Below are 12,664 nucleotides of genomic sequence, written 5' to 3'. Positions count from 1 at the left end.
CAAAGATGTACTACAGTCTGTTTTATACTGTAGTACATCTCAATCAACCTCTTATCGTCTGGAAGTAAAAAACCTCAGCCCCAGTTCAAAGGAGCTGCCCAGCGTACCTCCGCTAAAGCCATCACTCCCCGAATTGTAGGCTCCGGAAATCTGAAAAGCATCGAGCACTTTAAAGCCAATTCCAGCGGTTACACTTTTATTGGAATGGTACAAGCCATAGATATTGATCGTATTCTGCACAAAGTCAACATTTGCGCCTGCATCTATTATACTTTTCAGCCCTTTGAAACTACGAAAAGCAACTTTTGGTTCCACATGAACCGGATTGCCTGCATCACCAAAACCAAACTTATAAGCTGCCGAGGCAACTAAAGTTCCCTGGCTCAGCACCGTCTTTTCTGTGTTCCTCAGTGTAGAGACCAGATTCGGGCTTACCGCCTGAAGCGTGAAGCCATTGTACTGAAAAGCCAATCCAAAATCTGCTTCAAACTGCATTTTTCGGTCATTAAAGTTGTACAGCATTTCATCTGAAGGATCACCGATAATCTGGTTTGCATTGAACCTTTCCTGTACCCCACCCGCCGATATTCCAAAATGCAGGCTTTGGTTGTCGTCATTTAGTTTTAGCTGATAGGCATAACTTCCCATGATCCTAGTCGTACTCAAGGCGCCGACCTTGTCCAGCAGCAAATTGAAGCCCAGTCCTACTGCGTTGTTCAAGCCATAATCCGCGGTAAATGACACCGTTTTAGCCCCATTGCTTACCGAGGTAGATTCCCTGTTGTAGGCGGTATTGATGTTGAGTTCAGTTGATTTTAGCCCGGCCATTGCGGGATTAACAATATATTGATTCTGAAAATATCCTGCTCCAAAACTGCTCGTCTGAGCATTTGCTGCCATAGGCACACAAAAAGCCATGGCCAGCAGGAGGATTAGCAGTAGTATAGTTTGAATTTGATTTTTCATTTCATTTCTTATTTAATGATCGTTAGCACCCCTGTCTGTGGTTTATTCCCATCATTTGTTTCAATCACATAATAATATCCGCCTTTGGGCAACGTAGCACCATTATAGCTGCCATCCCAATCGTTGGTATAGTTCTTCCTGCTAAATACCAAACGTCCCTGGCGGTCCATCACCTTCACCTCCGCATTTGGAATCTTTTCGATTCCCCAAACCATCCAGGTATCGTTCTTGCCATCCCGGTTTGGGGTAAGCACATTGGAGATCACCAAAGAATCCTGTGGGGAAAGCACGATACTCGCCGTTGCCGTACATCCTGTTGGCGTGGTTGCCGTCACCGTATAAATCGTTGAACGTTTCGGCCTTACCAGTAATTTAATTCCGTTCCTTGCCCCATCAATACCATCTGCATCTGCCCATTCATATCTTGTCTGATCCGGAAATTCTGTGCTCGCGGTTAAATTTACCGAGGTATATCTGGAAAGGTTTTCCGTGCCTTTGTCGGAAACAATTTTAACGGTAAACGGCGTAAAGTAAATCTTCACCATAAACTCCGTACTATCTGAAGCAAAGCCCTCTGTACCTCCGTCATCTTTCACCGTTACCATAACCATGGCAGAGTCCCCTGGAACCGCCAGGCCGGTTGTGGTCACTTTATAATTGACGACGCCATTCGTCACCACCGGATTAAAAGCATAAGCAGAAAAGAATTTCTTACTCTCTTCATCCCCAGCCTTAACACCTGTTACTTTCAGTTTCTGAATTTTCTCAAAAGCAGGTCCCGGCACCACACCATTAAAGGCTAAACTATACTCACCAGTCCCTGTACAAATTTTACGTGGAATAAGTGGCGAGGTCGTTAAGGGAGCCGTATTGATCCCGGTGGTCAATACTTTCAACACATTGGAATAAGCAGATTTGGTCCGGTCTTTCACTGCCGCTATCCGGTAATAGAAATAGGTTCCCGGCCATACCGTAAGGTCTGCGAAACTGCTGGTATTGGCTGCTAAGGTTTTCACTTCCTCAAACAACACATTGTCTCTTGACCTTTCCAGCAGGAAGCCCGTTTCATCTGATGAGCGGTCTGTCCATTGCAAACTGATCTCTGTGTCTTTTATCGCAGTGGCGATCAGGTCGGCGGGGATCAAAGGCAAACCATCTGTAGGCAGTGTTTTTCCTGTAGCCACATTCGACCAGCCGGATACTGCGGTTGGCCTATCTCCTGCTGCCTTTAAACGGTAATAATAGGTAGCACCGTCGAGCAAATTACGATCTGTAAAAGTACTAACGGTGCTTTCGAGCGTATCAATTGGCTGATAAAACAACCCGTCTTCTGAGCGCTGTAAAATCAATTCTTTAACCGGAATGGTTTTATCTTGTGTCCAGCTCAGGCTGATCGTATTTACTGTAGTTCCGGTAACCGCTAAATTGGCGGGAATATCCGGAGACCCCGGATCAAGTCCCAGGATTTGCCATTCGGAGATCTGGTAACGTACAATATCGGTAGAACCATTATTTGAGGTAAAAGCAATGCGGTAAAACTTAAAGGCTTTTGTTCCCGGATTTGCAATCTGATAACTGTAAGTCGTGATCCTTTCGGCTGTTGCACCAAGTTGATTGGTCCTGGTATCCAGGACTGTCCATGCGGCATTGTCATCCGAACCTTCAAACCTCCAGTTTTTAGGATCCCTTCCCGGGGCATCATTGGCCGTGCTCAGGGTATAACCGGTTACAATGTAAGCACCCTTAGGCTCATATACGGCAGATAAGTTTTGTCCAGTCTGTGCATTAAAGATCAGCCATTTGGTGGCAATGTTGTTGTCGATAAATTTGGAAGAACCTTCCGATCCGTTCGGACCGCTGCTGTTATCCGCACTTACAGTCAGCTTTCCACCATCATCGGTGATGTCGGCAGGAAAACCTTTAATGCCATTTGTCGTTACTTTTACAATGGCAGAATAAGGAGAATTACCCGTGTAATTATAAGCCCTTACCCGGTACCAATACGCGGTATTTGGTATCAGGGACTCTTCCGTATAAGAGGTGATGGATTTGTTCAGCTTACCCATAGCAGTAAAATTGATACCATCCGTTGATTTTTCCAGTTCAAAGCCCCCATCGGTATTAAAAGCCAGTGTCCATGATAAAACAGCCTGGGTTCCTGTAGGGGCAGTTGCCTGTAATACAGGGGCAGTAAGCAGTGCGTCATTAATGGTTGTAATTTTACGGATGATGGAATATGGCGAAACCGAAATGTCGTTTTTACCCCTTACCCTGTACCAGTAGGCCGTATTGTGGGTTAAGGTGGCATCAACATAAGTTGTCACCGCTTTATCTACACTTTTTAGAAGGCTAAAATCAGTGCCGTTCAGCGACCTTTCCAGTTCAAAAGTACCGGAACCACCAATCGGCAAAGCCCATGATAAATTTGCAGTTGAACTTAATGTTGTGGAACCCGTGGCCGTAAGTGAAGGTGCATTCACGATCACATCACTGGCCGTAATGATTTCTTTTACCGCAGAATAGGCCGAATAGACCGCTCCTTTTTTCACCCGGATCCTGTACCAGTAAGCCGTATTGCGCTGTAAAGCATCCTCTGCATAAGTCAGCACCAGTTCGTCCATGGTTTTAAGCAAAGTAAAGTTGACCCGGTCTGTAGAGCGTTCCAGTTCATAACTTCCCACTCCCCGGATTTCCTGTGTCCAGGAAAGATTGGCAATATTGCCTACACTGCCTGCTGTCGCGGTCAGTGTAGGTGCAGAAAGCTCATCTGAATAAGCAGACAGTTCTTTGATGTCCAGGGAACTCCTGCTGATTCCCGTAAAGACAAACTTATAATACTTATAGCTGATCAGGTTGGTTACCGTTGCTGCAGGATTTTGATTCCCCGGAGCGAAGGTTTTCGTATCGATCAGTGTCCAGGTACTGTTGTTCTGAGAACCTGAGAGACTGATGCTTGTCGCATTGTTCGAATTGTAATAGTAATTGATCACATAATCCACCAGTTTTGAAGGAACCGTACATTCTGCCAGCAACTCTACCGTTCCCGATGGGGCACTGCTGAATTCAACGTCCGTACCTTGGTTCCCATCATTGATGTCTGCAATCTTGCCATATACAATTGCTGCCGCAGAACTGATTTTTACGTTATCGGGTCTAAATATATTTTTTTGTGCCATGATTACTTTCGCCGGCAGCAACAGCGCCAGCAAAAAGAAAATCCTTATGAATTTTATATTCATGATAAATAAGTTAAAAAGTATAAGATATTACATGTTCACGTCGTCGTTTTCCCTGCGGTCCACACAGCCCTGAATTTCGACTACATTCTGTTCCTTCACCCCTTTCACATAGCCCCTCAGGCGCTCCAGGTAATCATTTGGAAACATATTGAAGTCAAACATCATGATTCCTTTGTAGCCCTGCTGCATCAACGATCTGAGCGTTGCTTCCGGATATCCTCCACCCGAAAAAGGTTTGGTACTTGGGATGAGTTTTCCGATTGGAAAACCTGCCGATCCCGGAGATGGGGTTTCCGGATAATAGGCCGAAGAACCTGCATCGGCTACATCGCCCATGCGTTTCCCCAGATAGGAAGAGGATCCGGCACCACCATAGATGTAACAATGCACAAACTTATCCGGCAGCAAACGTTTCACTTCCGAAACCACCATCACAAAAGACTCGTTGTTGGCATAGGCAGGACTCTCAGAATATTCATCATCAAAGTCTATGGCATCCAGGCCCAGACGACGGATCTCTATGGCCACATGTTGTGCAAATTCAGTCGCCTCTGCCAGGTTCCTGAAATTTCTAAATCCCGCAGCATCGTGATTGCCCAGTAAGGTCATCCCGACTTTAATCCCTTTACTCTGTACATACCTGATGTAACCTTTATTAATCAGTCCCTGTACCTGTCTGTTATAAGTCACTTTTACTTTCTTTGTTGAAGGATCAATATTGATGTTTGGTGCAAATACCCAGGCCAGGTCTATAACCGGTTTTCCTTCATCATTTAAAAAGCAGGTCACATTTTTAAAGGCCCTGTTATTAACTTCCACATAGGCAATCAGGAGATTCTTTTTGTTGGCCAGCGGATTACCTCCGCCACCTGTATTGCCGGCAAGCGAATCTGCAATCCTGATCGAATCCCTTTTTTGTTTGGCGATCTGCTCAATTTTCTCGGCTGTCCAGCCATCCTGCTGCGTTTCCAGTTTATTCTTAATTTCCGGAAAATCCTGTTCTGTTTTTACTTTGCGACAAGATGATGCAGCAATCAGGATCAGGCAGGCAACGATATATATACTTTTCATATTAGCTCATTTAATGGTTCAAATCTTGTTATTTATCCCACCAAACCCTTTTGGTCAGGTCCAGGTCGTTCCCACCTAAACGGGATACCGCCTCATTGTAATTGGCCGCATTATAGGAAGCCTCTCTGTTCGGATAATTCAGTCGCCTTGGAATCACCCCATTGGTACGGTTACCCGGGTAATTGACCGGAGTCAGTACCGGATATCCGCTGCGCCTGTAATTGGCCCAGGTTTCCGGAAAATTAAACAGTGTAGCGACCCAATATTGCGTGTTGATCATCTCGAGTGATTTTTCCAGACTACTTTCGTCCAATGGATGTGCAGCGGCAAAGGTTTCCACTTCTGTTCCCATCGTCAGCATTCCATTCAGCTGTTCCAGGGACCTCATGGCCGCGACCAGTCCGTTCCGGTAATGGTCTTTTGCTGAAACTGCGCCTACATCCCAGCCTCTTGCTTTTGCTTCGGCCAGCAACAATTCTGTTTCTGCATACGTGATCAGAAATGTGGAGAAGGTCGGTTGTGCAAATACCTTTGTTAAAGGCCTGGCATAGTTCCCTAAAGGAGAGGCATTGTTGCCCTTACCCGTTGCGCCCGGATAGCCCGGAGCGGTCTCTATACTCCTTACCCCGTTGATGTCATAACCATTGGGCATGCCCACAGGCACTTCGTTTATTTTTCCCGCAGGTGCCGGTTTGGTTTGTGTATAACCAAATGCAGGCCTGGTCAGATCATTGTTAAACACCATTCCTGTATCCGATTTTTCGGTAATCACATATAACCTCGGATCATTGTTGTTTTTCAGGAAATCGATAAACGTTTTAGACCACCTCACCTGTCCGAAGGTCACCGCATCACCAAACCAGGAATTGGCCGACTTATTTTTACGTTCTTCTGCTGTGCCGTTAAACTTCAGGATGGCATTGTCCGTAAAATCCTTAAAGGTTTTGTCTTTGGTTTTCTCTGCATAAGCACGTGCCATATCCGGATCAGCTTTGGTCAGGCGCATGGCCACCCTCAGCATTAAAGAATAAGTAAAGCGGGTCCATTTGTCGATATCCCCGTCATAAAATAAATCACCCGTCATCTTGGTTTTGGTTTTATCCAGTTTTCCCGCTGCATCTTCCAGCGTGGCGAGCATGTCCTTGTAAATGTCGGCCTGCAAATCATATTTCGGATACAGCGTTCCATTCTTTTGGGCATAAGGAATATCCCCGTAGGTATCTGTAATTCGTTGCATCGCCATCACCCGCATAATACGGCTCACCTGGATCAGGTTGGCATATTTTACCGGATCTTTCTTTTCTGCAAGCTCCTGTGCTTCGGCAAATAAACCTGCTGCAATTTGTCCGTCCGCAAAAAAGCGGTCATTATAGGAGAACAGTTGCGAACTGTATTTATCTCCGGCGCTATATGAGGTCTGCGTAGCCGTCGACGCCAGGACCTGCATCATTGGTGCCAGTTCATACAATTGAAATTCTGTGATGTTTCCATAATTCAGTTGTCCTGAAGTCAGCAGGTAATTCGGGTCCATATTGCCCTCATTGGCTTTTGTTGGATCCCGGTTCAATTCCTCAAAACCTTTAGTACAACCAATGGTTAGGATTGCCATCAGGCATAAATAAAAAGCTATCTTTTTCATCGGCTTATATTTGTTTTTTTAATGGTTATGAAGCGATTATGACTTTAGTATTCATTAAGTAATCCGTAAGATCATAATGGTTTCAACCTTATATTTTTTAACTTTTAGCGGTTACCCTATTTAAGTTTAATGTTCAGGCTCAGTCCGTAATTGCGTGTCTGTGGCAATCCGGCGCCTTCCAATCCTGCATTTCCCGTCAGTGAGGAGAAAGTATCTTCAGGATCAAAGTTTTTGGTATGCTTCATTAAAGTGAACAGGTTCCGCGCCGCAAAGCTGATGTTTACCGAGGCCAGAGGACCATTCTTTAACAAGCTGGCCGGCAAGGTATAACCGAACACCACCTGACGCAACTTGATGAAGCTGCCATCATACACCGTAACAGAAGAGACGTTTTTTACCAGTCCCGGATAATAATCCTGTGCAGATACCACTTTGGTATTTTCCTTCCCATCTTCGGTTACCCCTTTTACTACGATCCCCGTTTCCCGGCCTTCCAATGTCTTTTTATTCAAGCCGTAATAGGTGCTCAGGAAATCTGTTGCCGAAAGGACTTTACTGCCAAAGCGGTAATCAATCAGGAAGGAAAAGTTAAAAGCTTTATAATTAAAGTTGTTGTTCAGGCCACCATAATATTTAGGTAATCCTGAGCCCATTGGCTTAAAATCTCCCCTTACCGGAATGCCGTCAATCCCAACGATAATCCGGCCATTGGCATCATACTTATAATCATAAGACATGATCTGAGCGAGTGGCAAACCCACTACCCCATACACACCCGAACCGTTAGAATATGGACCAACAGTTGGCCGGTACTGCCCTTCATTTGCATTCTGGATTCTCGTTGCTATGCCATCAATGTTCAGCAGTTTGTTTTTCACCAAAGAGAAGTTAAAAGATACATCCCAGCTAAAATCACTGCGTTGAAATGGCGTGCCATTCAGCGTCAGTTCCAGTCCCCTGTTTTGGGTTGATCCCAAAGGGATGTAAGTAGATTCATAACCACCCGAAGCCTGACTGATCTGTTGCGACACCAGCTCGTCCTTCGTTTTACGTGAAAAATAAGAAGCCACCAAACCTACTCTGCCACCCCATGCTTTCAGCTCCAAACCCGCCTCTAATTCCTGCATTGTATAAGGGTTTAGGTTTTCCGGCAGGATCTCCTTTGCCAGATTTACATAAGGTTTCCCTTCTGCCGTCCCGGTAGCAATGGTATAGTATTTTGCGTTCTTAAAAGGCAAAGCCTCGCCACTTGTTTTCGCGTAAGCCAACCTGAGTTTTCCCAAAGTCAGCTCAGGAATTTTAACCAGGTTCGTAAATATAAAACTGGCACTTACCGATGGGGTGAAGATGCCTTTTGTAGTGGTACTGAACCGATCGTACCGTCCGGTGTTGCTGATCGTCAGGAAGTTTTTATAGGTAAAATCCAGGGTATAATAAGCCGAATTGGTTTGTAACCTGTTTGGCGAAGGATACAAAGGATTTACAATCGTCAGGTTGGAAGGATCATAGAAGTTTGGGATTTTCCACTGCGAACCCGAAACGCCTACTTTTTCGAAATTAAACTTACGGATGTTTCCGCCCAGTGCAGCATCCATGCTCAGGTCTGGGAATAGCTTTTTAGTATATCCGGCCAGTACATCTACGTTCAACTCTGTAGTAGTTGCGTTCGACAGTTCTTCCAGTTGCCCGTTTGGATTATAACCGATTCCTGTAGGTTCAATCTTTCGCGTATGATCGGCAGTGTAATCGTAACCCAAACGGGTCTGCAAATACAATTCCTTTGTAAAATCATACCTCAAAGCCGTAGAGGAAATCAGGCGTTTCCTACGTGTATTTGCAATTACTTTGTCTACCACAAACCAGGGATTCGGAATATAACCACCATTTCCAAGGTGATTTTCATTACCGGTGGCAGGATCGTAAATGAGCTTTAAATAATCCGGGCTTACATTCGCCGGCAAGAGTCCCATGGTAAAATTGGGGTTCCGGCTCATGTCGCCCAGGTTAGACCTTAAAGTCACCTCTTCATTTAAGAAATTCATCATGGCCGTTAGCTTTAACTTGCTGATGAGTTCCTGGTTGATGTTCAGGTTGCCTGAATAGCGCTTCAAACCGCTGTTCGGAATTACCGACTGGTTATTTGATTGCGAAAGAGACATCCGCATATTTCCTTTTTCCCAGCCCCCTAAAAAGGCAAGCGTGTTGGAAAACACCACTCCGTCTCTGTAAAATTTACCCAGTTGATTTTCTACCGGAGCATAAGGATGCATGAGTCCATCCTGTCCGATTGCCGGCTCTCCGGTTAGTTTCGCACCCCAGCTGTTCAGACTGGAAGCGACAAGATCGGCACCTGTAAGGGGGATTTTTCCGTTCAGGCCCTGTCCGTATGCTTTCTGATAATCGGTATTGTCTACAATCGTATTTAAACTCACATTACCACTGTATTCCAGGCCGATCCCTTTCTGTCCTTTTCCATTTTTAGTGGTGATCTGAACCACGCCATTGGCGGCCCTTGTTCCATACAAAGCCGAAGCTGCAGAACCATTCAGGACGGTTACCGTTTCAATATCGTCGGGATTGATGCTCGAGATTCCATCGCCCATATCCTGGCCTCCATATACACCCGGAGAGCCCTTTTGGGTATTGTCCATCGGTACCCCATCAATTACAAATAAAGGACTTGAAGAAGAAGAAAAATTAGAAACCCCTCTGATCAGGATTCTGGCTGATGATCCCGGGCCACTGTTTACCCCGCTCACATTTAAGCCTGCCACTCTACCCGTTAAGCTATTTGCTACATTGGGTTCTTTGGCCTGGTTCAGCAGGTTTCCGCTTACATTCGTAACTGCATATCCCAGTTTTTTATTGTCTTTGCTAATCCCGAGGGCAGTAACGACCACTTCTTTCAGCTGTCCCAGGTCTTCCAGTAAGATAATGTTAATCAGTTTACGGTTGTTAACCGCTTCTTCAATTGATTTAAAGCCGATGTAAGAAAATTGTAGCACACTCTCTCCCTCTGCCTGGATCAGGTAATTTCCATTTCCATCAGTAATGGCCACCTTTCCGGTCAGCTTTACCTTAACAGTGGCACCCGGAATAGGCATCCCTTTTTCGTCGGTCACCTTTCCTTTAATCTCGATCTGTTCTTTAACAGGAAGAACCGGTTCGTTCTTTTCCTGGACAATAATGGTTTTGTTTTTGATCACAAAACTTAATCCTTGTCCTCCCAGCACCTTATCGATCACCTGTTGCAGGTCTGCATCTTTAATACTGATGCTTACCGGCTGGGCTCTTTTTAACAAGCTCTGGTTCCAGATCACGTTATAGCCGGTCTGCAGGCGGATCTTTTTAAATATTTGTTCTAATGAAGCGTTTTTTTCCTGGAGGGTAACTTTTTGGGCCTTTGCTGCAAACGACAGTTGCAAAAAGACGGTGATCATTAAAACAAAGGCTAGTTTCATAATCAGCAATAATTTGGGTACATAGCTTTTCAGCCCATGCACTAAGTGATAGTAAAAGTTCATACATTTGGTTAGGGTTAAAACGGTTGTCCCTGAATTTTCAAGGATTGCAGGACAAACCGTTAATTGTTGAATAGACAATGCTCTGTAAACCGGGATCAGCTGCGCAACATCTGGTTCCGGTTTTCCAGATACTTAGTTTCTTTTTCTGAGCTGATGTGGTTCGTTCATTTGGTTAGGTTTTGTTTGGTTTATATATTGGTTTGTTAAATTCCTTGTTTGATCAGGGACTGACGATGACCTTAGTTCCTTCTGTCTTAAAGTTGACTTTTCCAGCCAGTGCCAGTACATCCAGGACTTCCCTGATGTCTGTGAATTTAGATACACTTCCACCGATCACTACATTTGAGAAATCTCCTTTGTACTCCACTTCTACGTTGTACCATCTGGATACATCTTTCATGACCTGGGTCAATGGTTCATTGCTGAACATAAACTGACCATTTTTCCAGGCCACTGCCTGTTCCGTATCTACATTTTTAAGGCTAAGTCCTGTTGCCGTTAAGCTGGATTGCTGGCCGGGTTTAAGAATGGCATTACGGGGGCGTAACAATTCAGAAACACGGACCAGCCCTTCCAGCAAAGTAGTTTTGGTGCTGTTTTCATCACTGTAGGCGTTCACGTTAAAATGTGTGCCCAATACTTCGACTTCCTGTCCGCTGCTGGCTACAATGAAAGGCATCTTTATGCCTTGGGTTTTCAATTTGGCGACTTCAAAATAAGCCTCTCCGCTCAGTTCCACTTTCCTTTCCTTTTTATCCGCAAAGCTGACCGGGAATTTCAGTTTCGTTTCGGCATTTAGCCAAACCTTTGATCCATCGGGAAGATTGATCTGATACTGTCCGCCTCTGGGTGTTTCAATGGTATTGTAGAGGTTGCCCGGTTTGGCAGATTGCTGATCTGCGATGGTATAAATGAGTTGTCCGTTTTTGGTTTTGGTAATGGTGATCCCTGCCTGACTCGCCAACTGGCCATTTGCAGCCTCATTCAGGGAGATTTTCGAACCATCGGCCAGCGTCAGGAAAGCCCTGTTGCCGCCTGGTCTGATCTCCGTTTTAGCCATGCTGTTCCGGATCTCCGGAATTGTGCCTTGATTTGCGTTGAAGAAATAGAATGCAAGTCCTGTTACCAACACCACACTGGCCGCTGCAGCAATTCTTGGCCATAAGGATCTTTTAGCTACCGGTTTTAAGCGCTCTTTTCTGAAACCATGTTCCTGATCAGAAAGGTTACCTTCGATAGCAGTCCACACCTGGTCCAGGTTCCCCTCTAATTCTGCCGGATCAAATGAAGAGGGTTGCTCGCTGGCGTATTTGATATACCAGGTATTTAAAAAAGCACTTTCGGCTTCGGTTAATGTTCCGTTTTTATACTTTTCGATTAATTTGCTGATCTCTGTTTCCGACATATGGGGATGCTTATATATGGTAAGACATTTGACCAATAAGAAAGAGGTAGATGGAATTGAAATTTATTTTCAGGACTGATTCAGGAGGATCAGCAGGAAGGAAATCACCTTGAGTTTTACCCTCAATATTTTTAGGGCATAGACGATCTGTTTTTTAACAGTCTCTTCCGCAATGCCCATTCTTTGTGCAATTTCCTTATTTGACAGCTCTTCCCGTCTGCTTAATACAAAGACCTCCCGCATACGTGCAGGCAAATTCTGGATTTCTGCTTCGATCAGCCGGGCCATTTCTTTTTCCTGTACGGCCAGATCGGTACTGAAGCTACCTGTATTGTGCAGTTTCAACATCGCCTGCATGTGTTTTTCCACGTGTTTCTGATGCAACAGTAAATTGAGGATTTTATGTTTAACGGAACTGAAGAGGTAAGATTTCAGGGAAGTACTGATGCGAAGCTCTTCTTTTTTTATCCAGATGGCTGTGAATATTTCCTGTACCACATCCCTGGCCTGCTCATCGTCCTGCAGCATTCTCCGGGCATGTAGGAAAAGAACGGTTTTGTAACGCGAATAGATTTCAGCAAAGGCCAGCTCATCCCCTTTTAAAAGACATTCGATTAAATTACTGTCGTTTAAGGTGCTGTAGTAAGCGTTTGTCTTCAAGGTTTGGTTTGGTAAAGGTCTGGAAAGCTATACATTTTTTTTAGAAGTCCATAATTACGATTTGTAGAAAGCTACAAAAGCGCTCCGTATCCTCCCCATAAAATTCAACATTAACTAAACTCTAACACTAATTAACATTCGTTAACGCTGATTCAGCACT

The 12,664-nt window shown here is 44.8% G+C and carries 7 protein-coding genes; all 7 read right to left on the bottom strand.

Features of this window, described 5'->3' with window-relative positions:
- Nucleotides 1-51: 51 nt before the first annotated feature.
- Complete coding sequence (locus tag DBR43_RS26380) at nucleotides 52-966, bottom strand: PorP/SprF family type IX secretion system membrane protein (protein ID WP_124586334.1); 915 nt, start codon at nucleotides 964-966, stop codon at nucleotides 52-54.
- Between the two features lie 8 nt (nucleotides 967-974).
- The gene (locus DBR43_RS26375; protein ID WP_124586333.1) at nucleotides 975-4,205 is read right to left on the bottom strand and encodes a gliding motility-associated C-terminal domain-containing protein; all 3,231 of its coding nucleotides are present in this window, start codon (nucleotides 4,203-4,205) and stop codon (nucleotides 975-977) included.
- Nucleotides 4,206-4,232: 27 nt separating this feature from the next.
- A complete protein-coding gene (locus DBR43_RS26370; RefSeq protein WP_124586332.1) occupies nucleotides 4,233-5,276 on the bottom strand; it encodes a glycosyl hydrolase family 18 protein in 1,044 nt (347 codons plus the stop codon).
- 28 nt (nucleotides 5,277-5,304) lie between these two features.
- On the bottom strand, nucleotides 5,305-6,915 hold the full coding sequence (locus DBR43_RS26365) for a SusD/RagB family nutrient-binding outer membrane lipoprotein (RefSeq protein ID WP_124586331.1): 1,611 nt from the start codon (nucleotides 6,913-6,915) through the stop codon (nucleotides 5,305-5,307).
- Nucleotides 6,916-7,031: 116 nt separating this feature from the next.
- A complete protein-coding gene (locus tag DBR43_RS26360; RefSeq protein WP_158622601.1) occupies nucleotides 7,032-10,376 on the bottom strand; it encodes a SusC/RagA family TonB-linked outer membrane protein in 3,345 nt (1,114 codons plus the stop codon).
- A gap of 283 nt (nucleotides 10,377-10,659) precedes the next feature.
- A complete protein-coding gene (locus DBR43_RS26355; RefSeq protein WP_199757140.1) occupies nucleotides 10,660-11,844 on the bottom strand; it encodes a FecR family protein in 1,185 nt (394 codons plus the stop codon).
- Between the two features lie 69 nt (nucleotides 11,845-11,913).
- Nucleotides 11,914-12,504 carry an RNA polymerase sigma factor gene (locus DBR43_RS26345; protein WP_124586327.1) on the bottom strand — a complete coding sequence of 197 codons (591 nt, stop codon included), beginning with the start codon at nucleotides 12,502-12,504 and terminating at the stop codon, nucleotides 11,914-11,916.
- Nucleotides 12,505-12,664: the final 160 nt, after the last annotated feature.

Origin of the sequence: Pedobacter sp. KBW06 (assembly GCF_003852525.1) — a bacterium.
In the GTDB taxonomy this organism is placed as follows: Bacteria; Bacteroidota; Bacteroidia; order Sphingobacteriales; family Sphingobacteriaceae; genus Pedobacter.
The sequence above is the reverse complement of the archived record's forward strand: the minus strand, read 5'-3'. Positions and strand labels throughout refer to the sequence as shown.

Bases quoted from the DNA above. Each gene is read 5' to 3' on its own strand.
- DBR43_RS26355 (WP_199757140.1), bottom strand. From the start codon at position 11,844: ATGTCGGAAACAGAGATCAGCAAATTAATCGAAAAGTATAAAAACGGA.
- DBR43_RS26380 (WP_124586334.1), bottom strand. From the start codon at position 966: ATGAAAAATCAAATTCAAACTATACTACTGCTAATCCTCCTGCTGGCC.
- DBR43_RS26360 (WP_158622601.1), bottom strand. From the start codon at position 10,376: ATGAAACTAGCCTTTGTTTTAATGATCACCGTCTTTTTGCAACTGTCG.
- DBR43_RS26370 (WP_124586332.1), bottom strand. From the start codon at position 5,276: ATGAAAAGTATATATATCGTTGCCTGCCTGATCCTGATTGCTGCATCA.
- DBR43_RS26375 (WP_124586333.1), bottom strand. From the start codon at position 4,205: ATGAATATAAAATTCATAAGGATTTTCTTTTTGCTGGCGCTGTTGCTG.
- DBR43_RS26365 (WP_124586331.1), bottom strand. From the start codon at position 6,915: ATGAAAAAGATAGCTTTTTATTTATGCCTGATGGCAATCCTAACCATT.